General features: G+C 72.3%; 16 protein-coding genes. 12 read left to right on the forward strand and 4 right to left on the reverse strand.

Going from position 1 to position 23,402, the window contains the following annotated elements:
- Positions 1 to 41: 41 nt before the first annotated feature.
- From ACF1A5_RS13095 to ACF1A5_RS13110, 4 genes are all read left to right on the forward strand, one after another.
- Complete coding sequence (locus ACF1A5_RS13095; protein WP_392192913.1) at positions 42 to 1,979, forward strand: TIGR03960 family B12-binding radical SAM protein; 1,938 nt, start codon at positions 42 to 44, stop codon at positions 1,977 to 1,979.
- A 240-nt stretch (positions 1,980 to 2,219) separates the two neighbouring features.
- A complete protein-coding gene (locus tag ACF1A5_RS13100; RefSeq protein ID WP_392193123.1) occupies positions 2,220 to 3,137 on the forward strand; it encodes a DUF5996 family protein in 918 nt (305 codons plus the stop codon).
- A 649-nt stretch (positions 3,138 to 3,786) separates the two neighbouring features.
- Positions 3,787 to 5,016, forward strand: a complete 1,230-nt coding sequence (locus tag ACF1A5_RS13105; protein ID WP_392193124.1) for a PP2C family protein-serine/threonine phosphatase — start codon at positions 3,787 to 3,789, stop codon at positions 5,014 to 5,016.
- 254 nt (positions 5,017 to 5,270) lie between these two features.
- Positions 5,271 to 5,624 (forward strand): antibiotic biosynthesis monooxygenase family protein, encoded by a 354-nt coding sequence (locus tag ACF1A5_RS13110; RefSeq protein WP_392192914.1) that lies wholly within the window; start codon positions 5,271 to 5,273, stop codon positions 5,622 to 5,624.
- Positions 5,625 to 5,672: 48 nt separating this feature from the next.
- On the opposite strand, the gene ACF1A5_RS13115 is transcribed toward ACF1A5_RS13110, so the two are convergent.
- The 3 genes from ACF1A5_RS13115 to ACF1A5_RS13125 all read right to left on the reverse strand — a co-directional run bounded on the left by ACF1A5_RS13115 (position 5,673) and on the right by ACF1A5_RS13125 (position 8,421).
- Entirely contained in the window at positions 5,673 to 6,284 is a 612-nt protein-coding gene (locus tag ACF1A5_RS13115; RefSeq protein WP_392192915.1) for an FMN-binding protein, read from the reverse strand.
- Positions 6,285 to 6,340: 56 nt separating this feature from the next.
- The gene (locus ACF1A5_RS13120) at positions 6,341 to 7,672 is read right to left on the reverse strand and encodes a ferric reductase-like transmembrane domain-containing protein (RefSeq protein WP_392193125.1); all 1,332 of its coding nucleotides are present in this window, start codon (positions 7,670 to 7,672) and stop codon (positions 6,341 to 6,343) included.
- 383 nt (positions 7,673 to 8,055) lie between these two features.
- Positions 8,056 to 8,421 (reverse strand): hypothetical protein, encoded by a 366-nt coding sequence (locus ACF1A5_RS13125; protein ID WP_392192916.1) that lies wholly within the window; start codon positions 8,419 to 8,421, stop codon positions 8,056 to 8,058.
- 253 nt (positions 8,422 to 8,674) lie between these two features.
- Here ACF1A5_RS13125 and ACF1A5_RS13130 point away from each other — a divergent pair, with 253 nt between their 5' ends.
- Positions 8,675 to 10,186 carry a glycosyltransferase family 39 protein gene (locus ACF1A5_RS13130; RefSeq protein ID WP_392192917.1) on the forward strand — a complete coding sequence of 504 codons (1,512 nt, stop codon included), beginning with the start codon at positions 8,675 to 8,677 and terminating at the stop codon, positions 10,184 to 10,186.
- Positions 10,187 to 10,464: 278 nt separating this feature from the next.
- Here the strand turns inward: ACF1A5_RS13130 and ACF1A5_RS13135 are convergent, their stop codons facing one another.
- On the reverse strand, positions 10,465 to 11,616 hold the full coding sequence (locus tag ACF1A5_RS13135) for a glutathione-independent formaldehyde dehydrogenase (RefSeq protein WP_392193126.1): 1,152 nt from the start codon (positions 11,614 to 11,616) through the stop codon (positions 10,465 to 10,467).
- A gap of 259 nt (positions 11,617 to 11,875) precedes the next feature.
- Between ACF1A5_RS13135 and ACF1A5_RS13140 the strand changes: the two genes are divergently transcribed.
- From ACF1A5_RS13140 to ACF1A5_RS13170, 7 genes are all read left to right on the forward strand, one after another.
- Positions 11,876 to 13,024: a hypothetical protein gene (locus ACF1A5_RS13140; RefSeq protein WP_392192918.1), complete on the forward strand. Its 1,149-nt coding sequence runs from the start codon at positions 11,876 to 11,878 to the stop codon at positions 13,022 to 13,024.
- A gap of 48 nt (positions 13,025 to 13,072) precedes the next feature.
- Complete coding sequence (locus ACF1A5_RS13145; RefSeq protein ID WP_392192919.1) at positions 13,073 to 13,855, forward strand: TIGR03936 family radical SAM-associated protein; 783 nt, start codon at positions 13,073 to 13,075, stop codon at positions 13,853 to 13,855.
- A 261-nt stretch (positions 13,856 to 14,116) separates the two neighbouring features.
- Positions 14,117 to 18,502 carry a ribonuclease E/G gene (locus tag ACF1A5_RS13150; protein WP_392192920.1) on the forward strand — a complete coding sequence of 1,462 codons (4,386 nt, stop codon included), beginning with the start codon at positions 14,117 to 14,119 and terminating at the stop codon, positions 18,500 to 18,502.
- 242 nt (positions 18,503 to 18,744) lie between these two features.
- Positions 18,745 to 19,065, forward strand: a complete 321-nt coding sequence (gene rplU / locus ACF1A5_RS13155) for a 50S ribosomal protein L21 (RefSeq protein WP_003990208.1) — start codon at positions 18,745 to 18,747, stop codon at positions 19,063 to 19,065.
- Positions 19,066 to 19,079: 14 nt separating this feature from the next.
- Positions 19,080 to 19,334 carry a 50S ribosomal protein L27 gene (rpmA, locus tag ACF1A5_RS13160; RefSeq protein ID WP_356180782.1) on the forward strand — a complete coding sequence of 85 codons (255 nt, stop codon included), beginning with the start codon at positions 19,080 to 19,082 and terminating at the stop codon, positions 19,332 to 19,334.
- Between the two features lie 129 nt (positions 19,335 to 19,463).
- Complete coding sequence (obgE, locus tag ACF1A5_RS13165) at positions 19,464 to 20,900, forward strand: GTPase ObgE (RefSeq protein WP_392192921.1); 1,437 nt, start codon at positions 19,464 to 19,466, stop codon at positions 20,898 to 20,900.
- 756 nt (positions 20,901 to 21,656) lie between these two features.
- Complete coding sequence (locus ACF1A5_RS13170) at positions 21,657 to 23,207, forward strand: alkaline phosphatase D family protein (protein WP_392192922.1); 1,551 nt, start codon at positions 21,657 to 21,659, stop codon at positions 23,205 to 23,207.
- Positions 23,208 to 23,402 lie beyond the last annotated feature (195 nt).

Below are 23,402 nucleotides of genomic sequence, written 5' to 3' on the forward strand. Positions count from 1 at the left end.
CGCTAGATGGTCACCCCTGTCAGCTCACGAAGGTTTGCGAGATGCCTGCCGAAGCCGCCGAGTCGGTGTTCCCGCAGCTCGAAGCACTGCTCCCGCATGTGCAGAAGCCCATCCAGTACGTCGGCGGAGAGCTCAACTCCACGGTCAAGCCGTGGGAGTCCTGTGACGTCCGCTGGGCGCTCATGTACCCCGACGCCTACGAGGTCGGTCTGCCCAACCAGGGCGTCATGATCCTCTACGAGGTCCTCAACGAGCGGGAGGGCGTCCTCGCCGAGCGCACCTACAGCGTGTGGCCGGACCTGGAGGCGCTGATGCGGGAGCACGGCGTCCCGCAGTTCACGGTGGACAGCCACCGGCCGGTGAAGGCCTTCGACGTGTTCGGCCTCTCCTTCTCCACGGAGCTGGGCTACACGAACATGCTCACGGCCCTCGACCTGGCGGGCATCCCGCTGGAGTCCAAGGACCGGACGATCGACGACCCGATCGTGCTGGCGGGCGGCCATGCGGCCTTCAACCCCGAGCCGATCGCGGAGTTCATCGACGCGGCGGTCGTCGGCGACGGCGAGCAGGCCGTGCTGGACATGACCCGGACCATCCGCGAGTGGAAGGCGGAGGGCCGCCCGGGCGGCCGCGAGGAGGTCCTCCTCCGGCTTGCGAAGACGGGCGGGGTCTACGTACCGGCCTTCTACGACGTCGAGTACCTCGCGGACGGCCGTATCGCCCGCGTGGTCCCCAACAGGTCGGGCGTCCCGTGGCGCGTTTCCAAGCACACGGTCATGGACCTGGACGAGTGGCCCTACCCCAAGCAGCCCCTCGTCCCCCTGGCCGAGACGGTCCACGAGCGCATGTCGGTCGAGATCTTCCGCGGCTGCACGCGCGGCTGCCGCTTCTGCCAGGCCGGCATGATCACACGCCCGGTGCGCGAGCGCTCGATCACCGGCATCGGCGAGATGGTCGACAAGGGCCTGAAGGCGACCGGCTTCGAGGAGGTCGGCCTGCTGTCCCTGTCCTCCGCGGACCACAGCGAGATCGGCGACATCGCCAAGGGCCTCGCGGACCGCTACGAGGAGGACAAGATCGGCCTGTCCCTCCCCTCCACCCGCGTGGACGCCTTCAACATCGACCTCGCCAACGAGCTGACCCGCAACGGCCGCCGTTCCGGCCTCACCTTCGCCCCCGAGGGTGGCTCGGAGCGCATCCGCAAGGTCATCAACAAGATGGTCTCGGAAGACGACCTGATCAGGACGGTCTCGACGGCGTACGGCAACGGCTGGCGCCAGGTGAAGCTGTACTTCATGTGTGGCCTGCCCACGGAGACCGACGACGACGTCCTCCAGATCGCCGACATGGCCACGAAGGTCATCGCCAAGGGCCGCGAGGTCTCCCGCTCCAACGACATCCGCTGCACGGTCTCGATCGGCGGCTTCGTCCCCAAGCCCCACACCCCCTTCCAGTGGGCGCCGCAGCTCTCCGCCGAGGAGACGGACGCCCGCCTGGAGAAGCTCCGCGACAAGATCCGCGGCGACAAGAAGTACGGCCGCTCGATCGGCTTCCGCTACCACGACGGCAAGCCCGGCATCGTCGAGGGCCTGCTCTCCCGCGGCGACCGCCGCATCGGCGCGGTGATCCGCGCGGTCTACGAGGACGGCGGCCGCTTCGACGGCTGGCGCGAGCACTTCTCCTACGACCGCTGGATGGCCTGCGCGGAGAAGGCGCTGGCCCCCTTCGGCGTCGACGTCGACTGGTACACCACCCGCGAGCGCACCTACGAAGAGGTCCTCCCCTGGGACCACCTCGACTCCGGCCTCGACAAGGAATGGCTCTGGGAGGACTGGCAGGACGCCCTCGACGAGACAGAGGTCGAGGACTGCCGCTGGACCCCGTGCTTCGATTGCGGGGTGTGCCCGGCCATGGACACGAACATCCAGGTGGGTCCGACGGGCAAGAAGCTCCTGCCTTTGACCGTGGTCAACAAGTAGCCGGTCGGGCCTCGTGCGCAGCAGGGAACGCAGGGGCCCTTCCGCTGTCGGGAGGCAGGGCGGCGTCATGGCGCGGGAGCTTGCGCAGCCGGTGGCGCGAGCGGCGCGGACGCGGTCCTCGGCGCGGGCGCGCCGTCGGTGCCGCAGCTCCGGTGCGGCGATGCCTCCGGCCGTCCGGTGCGGGTGGCCGGACGCCGCCCACGAGGTCATCATGGGACCGTGACGGAGCTATTCCCACCGATGCCGTTGACGCAGTGGCGGGACACCAAGGAGACCCTGCACCGCTTCGAACAGATCGTGGGCAAGATCCGCCTGGCGGCCAGCGCCCGGCGCAACCACTGGTGGAACGTCCCGTTCCATGTCACGGGGCGGGGCATCACCACACGTCCGATGGGTCAGGTCGACGGGAATCCGATCTTCACGATCGACTTCGACTTCGTCGACCACCGGCTCATCGTCGTGACGCTGGACGGCGAAGAGCGGTCCTTCCCGCTTCCGGGCCAGTCCGTCGCGTCCTTCCACGACGCGACCCTGGACGCGCTGACCGCGCTGGGCGTCCGGGTGGACATCGCCATTCCCAGGCCCTTCGACCTGCCCGACGCCGGCCGGCCGTTCGCCCAGGACACCGAGCACGCGACCTACGATCCGCCGGCCGCCAACCGCTACTGGCGGGTCCTGAGCCAGGTGGCGGCCGTGCTGGAGGAGTTCGCGGCGGGCTACTCGGGAAAGTGCAGCCCGGTGCACCACTTCTGGCACACCTTCGACATCGCCCACAGCCGGTTCTCCGGGCGACAGATCGACCAGCCCCGGCAGGTCGACCCGGTCACCCGGGAGGCGTACTCCAGGGAAGTGATCAGCTTCGGCTTCTGGTTCGGCGACGACACCTTCTCCGAGCCCGCCTTCTACTCGTATACCGCCCCCGAGCCCGCCGGCCTGGCCGGGGAGCCGCTCAGCCCCGCGTCCGCGCGGTGGGTCCCGCGCGGCGACAACCACCTGGCCGTGCTGCGCTACGACGCGGCCCGCGTCGAGACCGATCCCCGTGCCGCCGTCCTCGAGTTCTACGAAAGCGCCTACCGGGCCGGGGCCGGACGCGCCGAATGGGACATCGCGACGCTCGCGTGCCCCGGAGGCATCACGGACGCGATCCGGCGGATCTGACTCCCGGCCCGGCAAGTCCGACGATCGAGCGCGGCCCGTGGACCTGCCCTTCCGAGTCCCCCGGGCTTGACGTCGGACATGTGTCGAGCGTCCGGCGCGCATGGCCGTGCGGCATTCTCAGCCGGTGCGTCTCTCGTCGCGTCACGCGGCATTCGAGCGGGCGGGGCCGCGCCGGGTACGGGCGCAGTCTTGGAGCCATTGGTGTGTGCCCGCGGATGGACACCTCCATCCAGAGCGGCCCGACGGGCAAGAAGCTGCTTCCTCTGACGGTCAGGAACGAGGGTCCGGCGCCGGCTTCGAGCGGGCACGCGCACTGACGGGAGCGTGGCGCTCGGTCGGGTGGTGGAGGCGCTGGCGGGGGTGAGTGAGGAGGAGGTGGCGGCTGCGTCGGCTGCTGTTGATGCTTCACGTTCTCGCCCGCCGGCACCGTCGGCGTCCTGCCGGACGCCGCTGCCGGGCTCTGGAGGTGCTCCGCCTGGCCGAGCCGGGCGGCACCCGCGTTCATGGCTCGGCCCAGCCCGGGGCCTGGCATCGGCCTGGACCGACATGCCGCGCATGGCGTAATAGGCCGCGCGGGCGGGCTTCTCGGGTCACGTTGTGCGCAGGCGGTGACCGGGGTAGGGGCAGGAGGGAGAGGGTGAACGGGGCCATGGGCGAGGAGATCCCGGAGGACCGCTCGGAGGGCTTCGGCGAGCGGCTGCTCGGTGTGCTGCTGGACAGAGCGCCGTATTTGCCGCCGCAGCTGATCGGCCCGCTGCTCGTGGAGGAGGTGGCCAGGATCGGAGGCCGTGACGTCTCCATCCTGCTCCAGGACTACGCGCAGGAGCTGCTGGTGCCGCTGCCGGGCAGAAAACTTCACAGCAGCCGGCCCCAGCCGGTGATCGACTCGCCCGCCGGCCGGGCCTTTCTGCGCGGGCAGGTCGTCGAGGTGCCGCAGGCCCACGACGGCGTCCGGATGTATCTGCCGCTGCTGGACGGCAGCGACCAGGTGGGCGTGATGGCCCTGACCCTGGACGCTGTCCGCGCCGACGACCGGCGCCTGCTGCGCAGGCTCGCCAGCCTGGTCGCCGACCTGCTGGTCACCAAGAACGCCTACACCGACCAGTTCTTCCAGACGCGGCGCCGGGAGCCGATGAGCGTGTCCGCGGAGATCCAGTGGAGCCTGCTGCCGCCGCTGTCGATGTCCGTGCCGCAGGTCGAGGTGGTCGGCATGCTGGAACCCGCCTACCGCGTCGCCGGCGACAGCTTCGACTACGCGCTCAACGACGACATCCTGCACGTCGCCCTGATCGATGCGATGGGTCACGGCCTGGACGCCGCCACGATGGCGACCGTGGCCATCGGCGCCTACCGGCATGCCCGGCGTGTGTTCGTTGGCCTCGCCGAGAAGTACGTGTTCATGGACGATGCCATCTCCCGGCAGTTCGGCCCCGACCACTTCGTCACTGCGCAGCTGATGCAGATGAACATCGCCACCGGTGAGATGGAGCTGGTCAACGCGGGCCACCCCGCGCCACTGCTGGTCCGCAACGGCCGGGTGGTGCGGCAACTGGAGAGCGCGACGACGCTACCCGTCGGCTTCGGCGGTGAGGTGCCCCGGATCAGAGAACACACGCTCCAGCAAGGCGACCGCGTGCTGTACTACACCGACGGCATCATCGAGGAGCACGTCGCCGGCGGGGAGCCGTTCGGCGAGGAACGCCTCACCCGCTGCGTCAATCGCCTGGGGGAGGAGCCGTCGGAGGGGGCACGGGCGGATCTGCGCCGGCTCTCCCACATGCTGAAGAGGGAACGCGGCGGGCACACCAGCGACGACGCCACCCTTTTCATGATCGAGTGGCGCGGAGGAACCGCCGACCACCTCGCGGTCCTTGACTGAACACGGTGGCGCAAGGCGGGTGGCTACCTTCCCGCAGATGGACACCTCCCTCCAGATCGGCCCGACGGGCAAGAAGCTGCTTCCCCTGACGGTCAAGAACGCGGCCCCGGCGCCGGCTTCGAGCGGGCACGCGCACTGACGTGGGCGAGGGCCTCGATCGGGTGGTCGAGGCCTTGGCGGGGGTGAGGAGGACGAGGTGGCCCGCTCAGGAAACACACTGGATCGTCGGGCGCGTCCTCCCTCACAGTGGCGTCATGAGCGATCACTCCGCAGCGCCTGTCGTGCCCGTCGAGGCCTTTGAACCCCCCTACTACGTGGCTGTCTTCACCTCGGTGTCCACCGGGGACCAGAGCGGCTACGGCGAGACCGCCGCACGCATGGAAGACCTGGTGAAGGACGTCCCCGGGTTCCTGGGGATGGATCACGCGCGGACTCCCGGTGGGCTGTCCATCACGGTCGGGTACTTCCGCGACGCCGACGCCCTCACGGAGTGGCGGAGCAATGCCGAGCACCGCGCGGCGCAGAAGCGCGGGCGAGGCGAGTGGTACCGGAGCTACACGCTGCACGTGGCGAAAGTGGAGCGCAGCCACGGGTTCATGCGGGCGTAGGTGCCCGCAGCTGCCCGCGGACGGACCCCTCGGGGACCCGGCGCCTCGTCAGCCGGCCTGGTCCAGGGCGCTCTGCAGGGACTGCTTGTAGCCCTGGCTGGTGTAGGTGGCGCCGGACACCGAGTCGATGTTCGCGCTCTGCGCTGCCAGGGTCTCCCGGTTGAGCTGGGGGATCGCCGTGGAGGAGATCTCCTGGCTCCTCGGCGCGGACGAGGGGGACTGGACGGCGGCCGCATCGGTGATCTTGCCGCCGGTGAGGGTGATCCGTACCTGGACGGGACCGTACTTCGTCTGGACGGTGCCACCCGTGACGGTTCGCGTCGTGGGTGCGGCGGGTGCGGCCGACGTGGTCTTCGGGGCGGAGGGGGCGCTGCTGGTCCGCGCCGGTGCCGCTGAGGAGGAGTGCGACGCCCGCGCGGTCGGGGAGGAGGACGCACGCTTCTTGGCCGTCTTCGTGGGGGAGGCCGACGCGGACGACGAGAGCGACGGCGAAGGAGAGGAGGGCGGCGAGCTGATCACTGCGCCAGGGGACGTGGCGGCCGTGGCGCCCTGGGCGAGCGCGGGATCCGTGTGCGGCTTGAGGGCGAGGAGCAACACCACGGTGGAGACGGTGGCGGCGCTGACCAGCACCAGCTGTCGCAGGGGATGCCTTTTCCTCATGCCTCTCTCAGCGCTCTTCTGGCCACCGGTGTCACAGGGGTCCAGGAGTTCCAGGATCAGAACTCGAAGGATTCGTGGTGGATGCGGCGGTCGGGTACACCCGCCTCGCGGAGCGCCGCGTAGGACTCCTCGGCGAGGCCCGGCGGCCCGCACACGTACACGTCGTGCAGGGCGATGTCCGGCAGGATCCTGCGCAGCAGCTTCGCGGTGATGGCGGGCCGCCTGCCGTCGGCGCTGTTGACCGCGTACAGCAGCTGGGCGTGGCGTGCGTCCGCGATCGCCTCCAGTTCGGCCCGGAGTGCCAGGTCCTCGGCGGTACGGGCCCGGTAGAGCAGCGTCAGGTCTCCGGGACCGCCCGGCAGGGTTTCGAACAGTGCTCGCAGCGGTGTGATGCCCGCGCCACCGGCCAGCAGCAGCACCTTGCCGCGGCTGCGGCGGGCCGCCGTCATCGCGCCGTACGGGCCCTCCGCCCACACCCGTGTGCCCGGCCGGAGCCCGGCGAGCGCGCGGCTGTGTTCACCGGCCGCCTTCACGGTGATCCGCAGCAGGTCGGGTCGGGGCGGCGCCGAGAGCGAGTACGGGTTCGCGCTCCATCGCAGTCCCTTGGTCAGGAACCGCCAGCGGAAGAAGTGACCGGCCTCCGCGCCCAGCCGGTGCAGCCGCCTGCCCCGGATCAGTACGGAGACCACGCCGGGTGCCTCCTGCGTCACCGACTCGACCCGCATGCGGTGCCGGAGGTTGAGCCGTACCGGGACCAGGACCCGGTACCAGAGCGCGAGGGCGCCGACCACGACGTAGAGGGCGTACCAGGCCGTGCGGGCGGTGGTGCTGTCGACGAAGTCGCCGCCCGTGGCCAGTTGGTGCCAGAAGGCGAGGTAGACGGCGATGTAGGTGAGCAGGTGCAGGTAGTACCAGGTCTCGTAGCGCATGCGGCGCCGTACGACGCCGGCGGAGACGAATCCGACGAGGAGCAGGATCAGCGTGCCGACCGTCGCCTTGATCATCTCGGGGTAGCCGGTCACGACGGAGACGGTCTCCGGCACGATGCCGGTGCCCCCCTGGACCGCGTACCCGTACAGGGTCAGAAGGACATGGGCGATGGTCAGGCACAGCGCGTAGCGGCCGCTCATCGCGTGCCAGCGTGTCACCCGGTCCGAACCCACCCGGCGTTCGAGGGCGGGGACGCGCGCCATCTGCGCGACGGTCAGGGCGATCACATAGCCGGCGAGGAGCCCGAAGATCCGGCCCGCGTTGGTGAGCCGGTCAGCCGTGTTCGCGGCGACGGCGGGGGTGTCGTGCCACCAGAGCCAGAGGACGGCTGCCGCTCCGGCCCAGGCGAGGGCGAGGAGGGGTATCGCGGGGGAGCGCCGTGGGCGGATCCGGCGCATGGCCTGTCGTCTTCCCGCCCGGCTGTGCCGGATCGTGGTCAAGGCTGGTTTCCTTCGCTCGCCTGATGCCCGGGCACCCTACATCGGCCGGAAGCCTTCACAACATGGCCGGAAGTCTTGCATCGGGTATGCGCAGTCGCCCTTCTCCAGAGGGCCGATTCCCGGGTCTCGGGTGACCGCGTTGGCCGGAAACGGCGAGTCGGTGCCGGGTGTCGTACAAGCTTGCGGTTTCACTGGGTCGACCTGGGAGACGGCGAATGGAAGCGATCCCGCCCCTCAGGCCCGACGACGGCACCACGGTGGGACTCTTCTGGGTCGCCGCAGAGGGTGTCTACGTGGGAGCACCGGCCGCGGCACCGGCCGCCGACGTCGTTCTCCGGACATCAGGGCCGCGCGTCACGGGTCCGCCCCCACGCGACTGGGCATGGTCCGAGATCTCCGGCCTCGAGGTCACCGAGGTCACCGAGGTCACCGAGGTCCCGATCCGTTCCACTCTGCTCCACTCTGCAGCGCTGGGCTGCCCGCGCCGCGAGCTTCGCCGCGGCGGCCCTGGACGCCTGCCGGGCGTCGATGAACAGCAGGTAGTCGGCACGCTCCCGCGCCAGGCCGATCGCCTCGGTGCGGCTCAGGTCGAACCCCTTCCAGGGGCTCTCGTGCAGTCCCCCCGGCAGTTCGGCGAGTGCCTCGCGGATGATCTCCTGGGTGCCGTCGGTCGAGCCCGGTGTCGAGGATGACCCAGGTGTCGACAAGCGGGCGCACGGATTCGAGGCAGCGCCGAATCGCATGGGCCTCATTCTTGACGATCCTATTGAGGCAGACCGTTTTCATGAATTTTTCTTGAAAAGGATCGGGCGGCGACTTTACCGGGCTGAAGAACCCCCTGCAAGGAACAGTGCCGTGGTTTTACATCCATACCGGTGACGGCCGTGACCCGCCTGCCGATCCGGTTGCCCCCGGCTGTGTATAAGTGGGCAGTTCCTGACCCCGGCATGGGAGATTCTCATGGTCATCACCGCGCCGCTTCCGTCGCCGCGCGACGAAAAACAGAGCGTCGACACGGCGGATTCCGGCTGGCGTCGGGCCGGCCTGTGGCTCTGGCCGTTCGTCCTCACCTTCGGCCTGACCTGCTACGGACTGACCGACTCTCTGCTCGGCCGCGACGAGTTGGTCACCTGGGACATGGTGAACCGGGGCACCGGCCAGATCCTCGCCACCCTCCGGAACGTCGACGTCGTGCACGGAACGTATTACCTGCTGATGCACCTCTGGGTGGGTCTGTTCGGCGATTCCGTCATTTCCCTGCGGCTTCCCACCGCATTGGCCGTGGCGGGGGCCGCGTCCGTCACCGGTCTCATCGGAGACCGGCTCTTCGGGTCCCGGGCCGGAATTCTCGCCGGAATTCTCTTCGCGCTCGTGCCGGCGGTGAGCCGCTTCGGGCAGGAGGCCCGCAGCTACGCGCTGGTGGTGTTCGCCGTCTGTCTGGCGACGCTCCTGCTGCTCCGGGCGCTGGACCGCCCGCGCTGCCCCTGGCGATGGGCCGCCTACTCCCTCACGCTGGCCGTCGTCGGACTGCTCCACCTGATCGCGCTGTCCGTCGTGCTCGCCCATGTCTGCCTGCTGGTGCCCCAGGCCCGGCGGAACCGCTCCCTGTGGTGGAAGTCCGCTCTCGCCCTGGTGGCGGTGGCCGTCTGTGTCACCCCGGTCGTCCTGCTCGGGAGTGCGCAGGTCCAGCGCCAGCTGTACTGGGTGCCGAAGCCCGACGGCTGGGCGCCGGCGTCCCTCATGCGCGACGTCTTCGCCTCCGCCCCGTGCGCCGGGGCCCTCATCACCCTTGCCCTGCTGGCCCGTTCACCGCGCAGGCCGGCGCTGCTGCTGTGCGGCGCCTGGGCCCTGCTGCCCCTCGCCCTCGTCTGGTGCGCCTCGCAGGGCCGGGTCTCCTACTTCCGGCACGTTTACGTCCTGTTCACCCTTCCGGCCTGGGCGCTCCTCGCCGGTGCCGGGCTGGCCGCGCTCGCCCGGTCCCGGAGGGCCACCGCCGTCCTCGTCGCGGGGCTGGCCGCGCTGACGCTGCCCGACCAGAAGCTGATGAGACAGCCGTTCGAGCACGACGCCCCCGTGCCCGTCGACTACAAGGCGGCGGCCGACCTGATCCGTCGGGGCCACCGGCCCGGGGACGCCGTCGTCTACGACCGTGAGAACACCTGGAAGCTCGACGGCGGGGTCCAGTACTACCTGCCCCGCGGCCTCGGGATGCGCGACGTCTTCCTGGCGAAGCCCCCCGTCGCGATCAACGACCTCTACGCGGTCCAGTGCTCCGTACCGGTCCGGTGCCTCCGGGGCGAGCGGCGCATCTGGCTGCTGACCCAGGGCACCGACTTCCCCTTCGGCGCCATCGACCCGGCGCAGGCGATCGCCTTGCAGAGCCGGTACGAGCTCTTCAGGAGCACGCCGGTGACGGGGATGACCGTGAGCCTCCTCGTGCGCAAGAACGACGGCGAGCCCCGCGTCCGGTGACGCAAGGGGTGTCCGAGAGGTCTTCGCCGAGCTCTCGGACACCCCTTATGCGTGCACCGGTTCGGGCAACCTGCCGCACCGCCCCCCGGACCCGCGAAGTGCGCCACCGTGGGGCGGATTGGTCCAAGCCATGGACAAAAGACCGTGTTTCGGTTGCATTTGCCACAACCGCGAAGACGTCTGCCCCGTGATCGCCCCGAGTTTCGGGAACGGGACACGGGTGGGCCCGGGCGCTGAGCGTCCGGGCCCGGGGCGCATCCCGTCAGGGCGTGCGTGTCTCATGCCGCGAGGGCGTGGCCGGGGTGCAGTACCACCTTCGTGTAGCCCTCGATCCGCTTGTCGAACTTCTCGTACGCCTCCGGCGCCTGGTCCAGCGGCAGTTCGTGGGAGACCACGAAACTCGGCTTGGCGCGCCCGGCGATGATCAGGTCGCGCAACTGGCGGTTGTACCGCTTGACGTTGCACTGACCGGTGCCCATCTTCTGGCCCTTCTCGAACATCCTGCCGATGGAGACCAGTAGTTGGCCGTGCTTGGCGTGCTCGTCGGGGGCACCGGGGTCGGAGGGCACGTACAGACCGGGTACGCCGAGCCTGCCGGTCGCCCGTACCGTGTCGACGAGCGCGTTGAGGACGACGGCGGGCTCCTCGTGGCTGGCGTCGTGCGCCTGTGCCTGGTAGCCGACGGCGTCCACGCCCTTGTCGGTCCCCTCGCCGCCCGTCTTCTCCTTGATCTGCTCGGCCGGGTCCCCCTTCGTGAAGTCGATGGCGATGGCGCCGATCTCCTCCGCCTTGGCCAGCCGCTCGGGCACCCGGTCGACGGAGAACACCTTCGCCGCCCCGCGCAGCAGCGCGGAGTAGGCGGCCATCAGCCCCACCGGGCCGGCGCCGTAGACGGCCACGCTCTCGCCGGGGGACACCTGGGCGAGTTCGCATCCGTGGTAGCCGGTCGGGAAGATGTCGGCGAGCAGGATGAAGTCGGTCTCGAACTGCTCACCCGGCGGCAGCTTCAGGCAGTTGAAGTCGGCGAAGGGCACGCGCATCCGCTCCGCCTGGCCGCCCTTGTACGGGCCCATGGCCACATATCCGTAGGCCCCGCCGGCGAAGCCGGGATTGACCGTCAGGCAGAACCCGGTCTCCCCGGCAAGGCAGTTCTTGCAGAATCCGCAGGCCACGTTGAACGGCATCACGACCCGGTCTCCCTCGGAGAGGGAGGTCACACCGCTGCCGACCTCCTCGACGATGCCGAGGTTCTCGTGCCCGAACACGATCCCCGGCTCCGCGGCCGTACGGCCTTCGTACATGTGCAGGTCCGACCCGCAGATCGCGGACGACGTGACCCTTACGAGGACGTCGTTCGGGTGCTGGATCTGGGGATCGTCGACGTCCCTCACAGCCACGCTGAAGGGCTTTTCGTAGACGACGGCTTTCACCTGGGTCACCTCCGCGTCGAACGCTCGATGACGGCGGCGACGTACCGGCCGCTCCCGGGGACGCACGCGGGGGGCGCACACGGAGGTGCCGGCTCCCGGCTCGTGCCGCTTCGGCCTGGGTGCTCTCGCTTCGCCGCCGGTTGGTTCCAGTACCTCCAGAAAACGCCCGTGCCAGGAGGCCTGCAACCCGCGGCGGGCGGCCTTCCGGGCAGGCGGGGCGAGCTGCATCCGTTCGTACGGTTCGGGCGTCTACGCCGGTATGGATGTGGAGAAGCGGTCGCCGTACGGCCCGCCGCCGTACGGTCCGTCGCCCGAGGGGTGCCTGGTCCGGGCGATCCGGCTGCCCGTGCGGATCGTCGTGCTCGTGCTGGTCCTGCCGGTGCGGATGCTGTGGGACGCGCTCGTCGTCGGCGGGCGGTTCGTCCGCGACACCGTGCTGCGGCCGCTCGGGCGGGCGGCGGCCGTGCTGGGGTGGGCGCTGTTCGTCTGGCCGTGGACGGCGCTGTGGCGGTACGTCGTCGTGCCCGTCGGCAGGGTGCTCGGCCTGCTCGGCCACCTGCTCGTCGTCGTGCCGCTCGCCTGGCTGTACCGCCGGGTGCTGACCCCCCTCGGGCACGCCCTCGCGGGGGTGGGCCGGGGGGCCGCCGCCGCGCTGGCCTGGCTGTACGCCCGGGGGCTCACGCCGGTCGGGCACGCCCTGACCCGGCTGTTCCGGGGGATCGGGCTGGTGCTCGCCGCGGTCGCCGCCGGGGTGTACGCGGGCCTGGCGTGGCTCGTGCGCCGGCTCGTCGTCGTCCCCGCCCGGTGGCTGTACCGATGGGTCCTCGTGCCCGTCGGGCGGGCGGCCGCCTGGTGCGGGCGCGTGATCGTCCGGTGCGGGCGCGGCCTGTGGTGGCTCGGGACCGCGGCCGTCCACGGTGTCGGGTTCGTCCTGTACTGGATCGTCCGTGTGCTCCTCGTGCTGCCCGCGGGCGCGGTGGGCCGCTGGGTGCTCGTCCCCGTCGGCCGGGCGCTCGCCGTCGTCGCGCGCGAGCTGGGGGAGGCCCTCGGGCACGCCTGGCGGGTCGCCGGGCGGATCTCGCTCGCCGTCGGGCGCTTCCTGGGGACCCTCTTCCGCCGGATCCTCGTGGAGCCGGCGCGATGGGTGTACCGCACCGTGCTCACCCCGTTCGGGCACGTCGTGCGGGACACCGTGCTGCGGCCCGCCGCCGAGGCCGCGCGCGCGGTGGGGCGGGCCACCGGGCAGGCCCTGGCCGCCGCCCGCCGGACCGTGCGGCAGGCCCGCGCGGACGTCCGCCGGGCGCTGTTCGGCGAGCCCCGGCGACCGCGGCCGGCGGCCCGGCGGGAACCTCTGGCCCGCGAGACACGTACTCTTGGTAGCAGTACGACCGCTCTCACGAAGGACTGAACGACACTGGGCAAGCGACAGCCCGAAGGCCCGCCGCCCGCACCCGCGGTGCAGCGCATCCGACTGCGCTACACCAAGCGCGGCCGCCTCCGGTTCACCAGCCACCGTGACTTCCAGCGCGCCTTCGAGCGTGCGCTGCGCCGCGCCGAGGTGCCGATGGCGTACTCGGCGGGGTTCACGCCCCACCCGAAGGTGTCGTACGCCAATGCCGCACCCACCGGCACGGGCAGTGAGGCGGAGTACCTGGAGATCGCGCTCACCGCGCCCCGCGACCCGGAGCGGCTGCGCGTCCTCCTCGACGAGTCGATGCCCGCCGGGCTCGACATCGTCGAGGCGGTCGAGGCCCGCACCTCGGGACTCGCCGACCGGCTCACGGCCTCCGTGTGGGAGCTGCGGCTGGACGGCGTGGAACCGGCCGAGGCCGGGCACGCGGTCGCGGCCTTCAACGGAGCCGGGACCGTCGAGGTCCAGCGCCTGACCAAGAACGGCATGCGCACCTTCGACGCCCGCCCCGCGGTCGTGAGCCTGGAGAGCGCAACACAGAGTCAGCAGGCTGATAGGCCGACCGAGCAGCCCTGTGCGATACTGCGGCTGGTTGTTCGGCACGTGACGCCTGCCGTACGACCCGACGACGTCCTGTCCGGTCTCCGCGCCGTGGCCGACCTGGCGCCGCCGGTCCCCGCAGCGGTGACCAGGCTGGCGCAGGGGCTGCTCGATGAAGAGACCGGCACCGTGACCGACCCGCTCGCGCCCGACCGCGAGGCAGACCCGGCCGCCCCGGCCGCTTCAGTAGGGGCCGCCGACACCGCCGCCGCGAAGGCGCCGGCTTAGGGAAGGTTCCGTAAGGACGGACGCCGAAGCGCCGCCCTCGTACTCGGGAGCCACCTGGGTCGGGCAGCGCACCGACCACAAGACTTTCGCCAGGCCGTAAGCGACAAGGCGTACGGAACCGGCGAGACAGGACACAGAAAGCTCCCGTGCGGCGCCCGCGCCCCGGACGGCGGCACCGCGCATCGCGCGAGCCGCGGACGTCACCGGCCATCCCGCCGGACCAGGTGCGGCGCCCGGGAGCCTGACGGGAGATACGCCCGCATGCTCGAGCCGATCGAACCCACCGGGTCCAAGACGGACTCCGAATCGAACACCCCCAGCGACACCCTGCCGCCGCGTCGCCGGCGCCGCGCCGCGTCCCGCCCGGCGGGCCCGCCCGTCGCCTCCTCCGAGGCCACGGCGGAGGTCACCGCTCCGGCCATACCGGCCGCCGGGTCCGCCGACCTCGCGGACGACACCGCGGACCGGGCCGCCGAGGCGGAGCCCGTCGCGGCCGCCGCGGCCACCGGGACCGTCGAGGGCGCCGAGGGCGCCTTCGCGGTCGAAGCCGCCGAGGCCCTCCAGACCGAGGAAGGCGAGGAGGGCGAGGGCCAGGAGGCCGTCGCCGAGCCCGCGCCCACGCGGCGTACGCGCCGCCGGGTCGCCGTGCCCGCCGGTACGCCGGAGGCCTCCCGGGGCGAGGCCGCCGCCGAGACCGTGGTCCCGGCCACCGACGAGGCGCCTGCCGTCGCCGAGCCCGTCGCCGCGTCCGTGGAGGCGGCGACGGACGAGGACGCCGCTCCCCGGCGGACCCGCCGTCGTGCCACGCGCCGAGTCTCCGCGCCCGCCGCCTCCCCGGCGGCCGCCGAGACCACCGATACCGCCGAGATCCTCGTTCCCGCCGCGGCCGCGCCGAGCGCCGCCGCGGAGAGCGACGCGCAGGAGGCCGTCGGCGCCGCGTCCGCCGAAGCCGCCGCCGAGACCGCGGCCGAGGCCGCGCCCCCGGCCCGCACGCGCCGCCGTGCCACCCGCCGGGCGTCCGCGCCCGCCGGTGCGCCCCAGCCGGCCGAGTCCGCCGAACCTGCCGCGTCCCCGGAGGCCGCCGAGGACGCCGTGAGCTCCGCGCCGAAGGCCGCCGAGTCCGCGGAGCCCGCTGCACAGCAGCCCGCCGAGAGCGGCGAGGCCGCCGCCGAGGAGACGGCTCCGCGCCGGACCCGCCGGCGCGCCACGCGCCGTGTGTCCGCGCCCGCCGAGGCCGCCGCCGGTCAGGAGTCCGCCGCCGAGGCGGCGCCGGAGTCCGCCGCGGCCGTGAGCGAGTCCGCCCAGGCCGCCCCGCCGGCCGCCACCGCCGAGCCCGTCTCCGAGGCCGCCGCCGAGGCGCCCGCCGAGGCGAAGGCCGAGGCTCCTGCCGCCGAGGCCCCCACTGAGGAGGCCGCCCCGCGCCGCGCCCGGCGCCGGGCCGTGCGGCGTGCCGCCACCGGCTTCGCCGAGCCCGGCCGGGCCGCCGGCTCCGCCGAGACCGAGGACGAGGGCCCGCGCCGCCCGGCGCGTCCCGCCGTCGCCGTGTTCCAGGCGCCCGTCTTCGCCGAGCCGCAGTTCCAGACCCCGGAGCGGGCGGCCGCCGCTGCCGCCGCCCAGGTCGCGGAGGACGTCGAGGAGCCCGAGGCCACCGAGGCTCCCCGCAAGGAGCGGGCCGGGCAGCCCGAGCAGGGCGAGCAGGGGGAGCAGGGCGGCGCGCGCCGACGCCGTCGCCGCCGGGGCGCCGGTTCCGGCGAGGAGCCCGAGGCCCAGGTCGCCGAGGTCGCCGAGACCGCCGCGGAGGACGAGGAGGCCGAGTCGGCCGAGGAGGCCGCCGACGGCGAGGACTACGAGGAGACCGGTTCGCGCCGCCGCCGTCGCCGCGGTGGCCGTCGCCGCCGTCGGGGCGAGTCGCTGGACGTCTCCGGTGACGAGGAGGCGGAGGAGTCCGAGGAACTCGCCGCCGAGCAGGCCGAGCAGGACGCCGAGGACACCGCCGAGCAGCTCGAGGAGGACGAGGAGGGCCGCGAGGCCGACCAGGAGCAGTCCTCCGGCGGAGGTTCCAGCAGCAGCCGTCGCCGCCGCCGTCGCCGCCGTCGCGCGGGCGACTCCGGCGGGGAGGGCGAGCCGTCCGTCGACGACCCCGAGCGCACCGTCGTCAAGGTCCGCGAGCCGCGCAAGCCCTCCGAGCCGTCCGACGAGGTGCAGTCCATCAAGGGCTCCACCCGTCTGGAGGCCAAGAAGCAGCGCCGCCGCGAGGGCCGCGAGCAGGGCCGCCGCCGGGTGCCGATCATCACCGAGGCCGAGTTCCTGGCCCGCCGCGAGGCGGTCGAGCGTGTGATGGTCGTCCGCCAGTACGGCGACCGCACGCAGATCGGCGTCCTGGAGGACGGCGTGCTCGTCGAGCACTACGTCAACAAGGAGCAGTCGACCTCGTACGTCGGCAACGTCTACCTGGGCAAGGTGCAGAACGTCCTGCCGTCGATGGAGGCCGCCTTCATCGACATCGGCAAGGGCCGCAACGCCGTCCTGTACGCGGGCGAGGTCAACTTCGAGGCGCTGGGCATGGCGGGCGGGCCGCGCCGTATCGAGGCCGCCCTGAAGTCCGGCCAGTCCGTGCTCGTCCAGGTGACCAAGGACCCGATCGGGCACAAGGGCGCGCGTCTGACCAGCCAGGTCTCCCTCCCGGGCCGCTACCTCGTGTACGTGCCCGAGGGCTCGATGACCGGCATCAGCCGCAAGCTGCCCGACACCGAGCGGGCCCGGCTGAAGACCATCCTCAAGAAGATCGTCCCCGAGGACGCGGGCGTCATCGTGCGCACCGCCGCCGAGGGCGCGAGCGAGGACGAGCTGCGCCGGGACGTCGAGCGGCTGCAGGCGCAGTGGGAAGAGATCAAGAAGAAGGCCAAGAGCGGCAACGCGCCGACGCTGCTGTACGGCGAGCCGGATATGACGGTCCGGGTCGTGCGCGACATCTTCAACGAGGACTTCTCCAAGGTCGTCGTCAGCGGTGACGACGCCTGGGAGACCATCCACGGCTACGTCTCGCACGTCGCGCCCGACCTGGCCGACCGGCTGTCGCGGTGGACCTCCGAGGTCGACGTCTTCGCCACGTACCGGATCGACGAGCAGCTCGCCAAGGCGCTGGACCGCAAGGTCTGGCTGCCGAGCGGCGGTTCGCTGGTGATCGACCGGACCGAGGCGATGGTCGTCGTCGACGTCAACACCGGCAAGTTCACCGGTCAGGGCGGCAACCTCGAGGAAACGGTCACCCGGAACAACCTGGAGGCGGCCGAGGAGATCGTGCGCCAGCTCCGGCTGCGCGACCTCGGCGGCATCATCGTCATCGACTTCATCGACATGGTCCTGGAGTCCAACCGCGACCTGGTGCTGCGGCGCCTGCTGGAGTGCCTGGGCCGGGACCGTACGAAGCACCAGGTGGCCGAGGTGACGTCGCTGGGTCTGGTCCAGATGACCCGCAAGCGGGTCGGCCAGGGCCTGCTGGAGTCGTTCTCCGAGACCTGCGTCCACTGCAACGGCCGCGGTGTCATCGTGCACATGGAGCAGCCGGCGGCCGCGGGGAACGGCGGCAAGCGCCGCAAGCGCGCCCGCGCCGGTGCCGAGGTGCCGCACGAGCACGAGGCCGTGGCCGCCGAGACCGCGGAGGAAGAGGCGGAGCGCGAGGCCGAGACGGAGGCGGTCGCGGAGGTCGCCGCGCCGGCCGCGACGCCCGCGCCGGTTCCGCTGTCGGAGGCCTTCGCGCCGGACGAGGAGCTGTACAGCAGCGTCGCCGAGGCCGAGGCCGCGGCCGGCCGTGGCCGTTCGCGGCGCCGGGCGACCCGGCGGGTGTCGGCTCCCGCGGGCGCGCCGAAGGCCGGTGCCGACGGGGCCGCTCCGGCTCCGACGGCGCAGGAGGTGACCGTCCGCCAGGAGGCCGAGCGCCCGGTGCGTCCGGAGCCGGCCGAGGAGGCCAAGGCCGAGCCCGTGGCGGTGGAGGACCCGGTCGTCGCCGCCGCGCGTGCCGCGGCCGCGGAGGCTCCGGCCGCCGAGGAGGCCGCGCCCAAGGGCCGTACGCGCCGTCGCGCGACCCGCAAGGTGTCGGCGCCGGCCGGTTCCCCGACGGGGGCCGAGGCGGCCGTGGTGACGGTGCCCGAGTCCGCGCCGCAGGCCGAGGAGGCCGCCCCGGCGGCCGAGCAGTCGGAGCAGGCCGGACCGGTGGAGCAGGCCGCAGAGGCCGAGGCGGTCGCGGAGAGCGCCGCCCCGGCCCGTCCGCGGCGCCGTGCCGTGCGCAAGGCCACCGCGCCGACCGCGACCGAGGAGACGGCCGTCGTGGTCGTCCCGTCGGCTTCCGAGGCCGAGGGCGTCACCGCCCAGGAGCCCGGTGTCCAGGAGGGCGCCGAGGCGGCCGAGGCCGGCGAGGAAGCGGCTCCGGCCAAGAAGACGGCCCGCAAGGCCGCCAAGAAGGCCACGGCGAAGAAGGCCGCGACCAAGAAGACGGCGGCCAAGAAGACCGCCGCCAAGAAGGCCACGGCCAAGAAGGCGGCGAAGACCGCCAAGACGGCCACGGCCGCGAAGAAGTCGGCGTCGAAGAAGACCGCGGCGGCGCAGCAGACGCTGTCCTCGGTCTCGGCCGCCACCGACGAGGGCTGACGTCCGTCGGCTTCGGGGTGTGCGTGCGGTCCGCGTGACCGGACGCACACCCCGGGGCCCCGGCCCGGTTTGACCCCCTTGGCCATGGCCCCGTAACCTTGACCGTCGGCGTGTCACTGAGTGCGCCACATCCCCGTAAACCTCTTCCTCCCGGTCACGGTGTTGGCCGGGAGAGGTCGCCCACGCATGTCGGGCGGCTGGACTGCGGGGGTGCCGTTCCCGAGCGAGAGAGTGAGATCCGCGTGTACGCCATCGTGCGCAGCGGTGGTCGCCAGCACAAGGTTGCTGTCGGCGACATCGTTGAGGTTGACAAGATTTCCACCGCCAAGGTTGGCGACACGGTCGAGCTCTCGACCCTGCTCGTTGTCGACGGCGACGCTGTGACCAGCGACCCGTGGGTGCTGGCCGGCATCAAGGTCCAGGCCGAGGTCGTGGACCACCACAAGGGCCAGAAGATCGACATTCTGCGCTACAAGAACAAGACCGGCTACCGCCGTCGTCAGGGCCACCGCCAGCAGTACACGGCGATCAAGGTCACTGAGATCCCCACGGCTGCGAAGTAAGGGACTGAGAACAGATGGCACACAAGAAGGGCGCATCGTCCACCCGGAACGGTCGCGACTCCAACGCCCAGCGGCTCGGCGTGAAGCGCTTCGGCGGTCAGGTCGTCAACGCGGGTGAGATCCTGGTCCGCCAGCGCGGCACCCACTTCCACCCCGGTGCGGGCGTCGGCCGTGGCGGCGACGACACCCTGTTCGCGCTGCAGGCCGGTTCGGTGGAGTTCGGTACCCACCGTGGCCGCAAGGTCGTGAACATCGTTCCGGTCGCCTGAGTCGCCTGAATCCCAGGGCTCAGACCGAACGTCTCGCGAGGCGGACCTCACTTCCCGGGTGGGAAGGCGGGTCCGCCTTTCGCGTGTTGTCACCCGTAGTAGATCCACACGTTTCTGGAGGCACTCACCATGACCACCTTCGTGGACCGCGTCGAGCTGCATGTCGCCGCGGGTAACGGAGGTCACGGCTGTGCCTCCGTCCACCGTGAGAAGTTCAAGCCGCTGGGGGGACCGGATGGCGGCAACGGCGGGCGCGGCGGCGACGTGATCCTCACCGTCGACCAGTCCGTCACCACGCTGCTCGACTACCACCACTCCCCGCACCGCAAGGCCACCAACGGCAAGCCCGGCGAGGGCGGCAACCGTTCCGGCAAGGACGGAGAGGACCTGGTCCTGCCGGTGCCGGACGGCACGGTCGTCCTCGACAAGGCGGGCAACGTCCTCGCGGACCTGGTCGGCCACGGCACCTCGTTCGTCGCCGCGCAGGGCGGCCGGGGCGGCCTCGGCAACGCGGCGCTGGCCTCGGCCCGGCGCAAGGCGCCCGGGTTCGCGCTGCTGGGCGAGCCGGGGGACCTGCGGGACATCGTCCTGGAGCTGAAGACCGTCGCCGACGTGGCGCTGGTCGGTTACCCGAGCGCCGGCAAGTCCTCGCTGATCTCCGTGCTGAGCGCGGCGAAGCCGAAGATCGCCGACTACCCGTTCACGACCCTCGTGCCCAACCTCGGTGTGGTGACGGCGGGTTCGACCGTCTACACCATCGCCGACGTGCCGGGCCTGATCCCCGGCGCCAGCCAGGGCAAGGGCCTGGGCCTGGAGTTCCTGCGGCACGTGGAGCGGTGCAGCGTGCTCGTGCACGTCCTGGACACCGCGACCCTGGAGTCCGACCGCGACCCCGCCTCCGACCTCGACGTCATCGAGGAGGAGCTGCGGCAGTACGGCGGGCTGGACAAGCGTCCCCGTATCGTCGTCCTCAACAAGATCGACGTGCCGGACGGCAAGGACCTCGCCGAGATGGTCCGCCCCGACCTGGAGGCACGCGGCTACCGCGTCTTCGAGGTGTCGGCGGTGGCGCACATGGGGCTGAAGGAGCTGTCGTTCGCGCTGGCCGACCTCGTCGCCAGGGCGCGGGCCGCCCGACCGAAGGAGGAGGCGACGCGCATCGTCATCCGGCCGAAGGCCGTCGACGACGCGGGCTTCACGGTGACCCGCGAGGAGGACGGGCTGTTCCGGGTGCGGGGCGAGAAGCCCGAGCGCTGGGTGCGGCAGACCGACTTCAACAACGACGAGGCCGTCGGCTACCTCGCCGACCGCCTCAACCGCCTCGGTGTCGAGGAGGAGTTGATGAAGGCGGGCGCCCGCGGCGGCGATGGCGTCGCCATCGGCCCCGAGGACAACGCGGTCGTCTTCGACTGGGAGCCCTCGGTGACGGCGGGCGCGGAGATGCTCGGCCGGCGCGGCGAGGACCACCGCTTCGAAGAGGCACGCCCGGCCGCCCAGCGCCGCCGCGACCGCCAGGCCGAACGCGACGAGTCCGAGCGCGAGTACGACGGCTTCGAGCCGTTCTGAGCCGTTCTCGGCCGTTCTCGGCCGTGCGAGGTGCAGGACGCAAGGCGTGACACGAGGGGTGCCCCCGGTTCGGGGGTGCCCCTCCGGCCCGCCTGAAGGTGGCCCGCGCGCACGCGCAGGTGACCGACGCGCGCCGCGGGGTGCACCACCAGCTCTCCACGAGGCTGATCCGCGAGGGCGTCCCCGGCGAGGACTTCGACGGTGTGACCGACGCCGGCGGCGTCGTCGTCCTGCGGGGTTCCGCCGGGGGACCTGCGGGCAACGGCGCCAAGGTGTTCAGTCAGAACACCGCGGGCGTCCCGCCCGCCGAGGGGGGCCCACACCTTCGGCAGGGCGCTGCACCTCCTCGACGCCGACCACGACGGCCGGGCCGGCCTCCCCGTCGGCGCGCCGGGGGAGAACGCGGACGCCGGTGCGGTGCGGGTCTTCAGGTCCACGTCCACGGGTGTGACGCCGACGGGCTCCCTCACCTTCGGCGCGGGCACCCTCGGCACCGTCGCGGCCGGCGCCCGCCTCGGCCTCGGATTCGCCCACTAGGGCGGTTCCGGTACCGGGTGCCCCGACACGCCCCGGCGGGCGGGCACCTTCCACGGCCCGTTGTGGCACGCTCACGTCCCTCGCGGCGTGCGTGCCGCGACGGGTCTTCTGCCGTCCGCCGATGCGTCGTGCGCCTGAGCACTCCCGTCCAGCGACCGGACCGTCCGGCCGCGGGAGCTTCCGGTTGTCCAAGAGGACCGTGAGGCAGGGGAGTTCGCGATGACCGCAGCACCGTCGACCGACCGCCGCCGCTTCCTGAGCGCCGGTGCCGCCGTGCTGGGCGCCGCGGCCGCCGCACCGCGGTGGCTCCCGGCCGCCGGCCAGCACGCCGAAACCCCGCTGCCCGAGCACGTGTTCGGCCTCGGCGTCGCCTCCGGCGACCCGCTGCCGGACGGCGTCGTGCTGTGGACCCGGCTCGCCCCCGACCCGCTGAACGGCGGCGGTATGCCCCACCGGGTGGTCCCCGTGGAGTGGGAACTCGCCGCCGACGAGCGGTTCGCGAAGACCGTGCGCCGGGGCGTGGCAGGGGCGCGGCCCGAGTACGGGCACAGCGTGCACGTGGACGTACGAGGTCTGCTCCCGGACCGCGCGTACTGGTACCGCTTCCGCGCCGGCGGCCGGCTCTCGCCCGCCGGCCGCACCCGCACCGCGCCCCACCCGCACAGCCGGAACGGCGCGCTGCGCCTGGCGCTGGCCTCCTGCCAGAACTGGCAGCACGGCTACTTCACGCCGTACGCCGACATGCTCCGGCAGGACCCGGACGTCGTCCTTTTCGTCGGCGACTACATCTACGAGTCCGCGCCGTCGGCGACGGCCGTGCGCCGGCACGAGGGCACGGGGGAGCCGCACACCCTGGAGCAGTACCGCAACCGCTACGCCCAGTACCGCACCGACCCCGTGCTCGCGGCCCTGCACGCGCACACCCCCTGGGTGGTCGCCTTCGACGACCACGAGGTCGACAACAACTTCGCCGGTGAGATCCCGCAGAACCCCCGCAGGCAGACGCACCACGCGTTCGTCGCCCGGCTGACCGCGGCCTACCGGGCGTACTACGAGCACATGCCGGTCCGGGCCACCGCCGTCCCTGCGGGTCCGCACATCCGGATGCACCGGCGCCTTGACTTCGGCCGGCTGGTCCGGCTGAACGTCCTGGACACCCGCCAGTTCCGCAGCCGCCGGCCGACCACGCAGGCCCGGGCCAAGGACCCGGCGCGGACCATGCTCGGCGCCCGGCAGAAGGCGTGGCTGCTCGACGGGCTGCACCACTCACCCGCCCGCTGGAACCTGCTCGCCTCGCAGATCATGATGGCCGGGGCCGACCTCCGGGCCGGCCCGGGCACGCTGTGGTACTGCGACGCCTGGGACGGCTTCCAGGCCGAACGCAACGCTCTGCTCCGGGAGTTCAGGACGGTGCGCAACCCCGTGGTGCTCAGCGGCGACCGGCACCTGACGATGGTCAGCGACCTGAAGGAGGACTTCGCCGACCCGCACTCCGCCGTCGTAGGCGCCGAGTTCGTCGGCACCTCCGTCTCCAGCAACGGGGACCAGGACCAGGCCGCCTTCCGCGCCGAGTGGGACCCGCGCCGGGCGGACAACCCGCACTGGAAGGTGGTCGACGCCCACCGCGGCTACCACCTCTTCGACGTCCGCCAGGACGGCATCGACGCGCGGGTGCGGATCGTGGACACGGTGGCACGGCCCTCGGCGGTCACGAGCACGCTGGCCCGGCTGCGCGTCGAGGCGGGCCGGCCCGGGGTCGCGGTGGTCTGACCGGCACACCGTCGACGTGGGGGCCCGGGCCGCGCCCGGCGAATCGCTCCGTCACCCGCGCCGAGACCGAAATGCTGCGGAATCTTGATGTGGAATTCCGGGGCAATGTCCTTACCGCCGAGCCCTATTACCGACTCGTCCGCAACGGCGTGGTGCCGCCCATGAAGAACGCGTGCGGTCCGGCATCCGGGGAGG

The organism is Streptomyces sp. NPDC014864, from assembly GCF_043081525.1.
Lineage (GTDB): Bacteria > Actinomycetota > Actinomycetes > Streptomycetales > Streptomycetaceae > Streptomyces.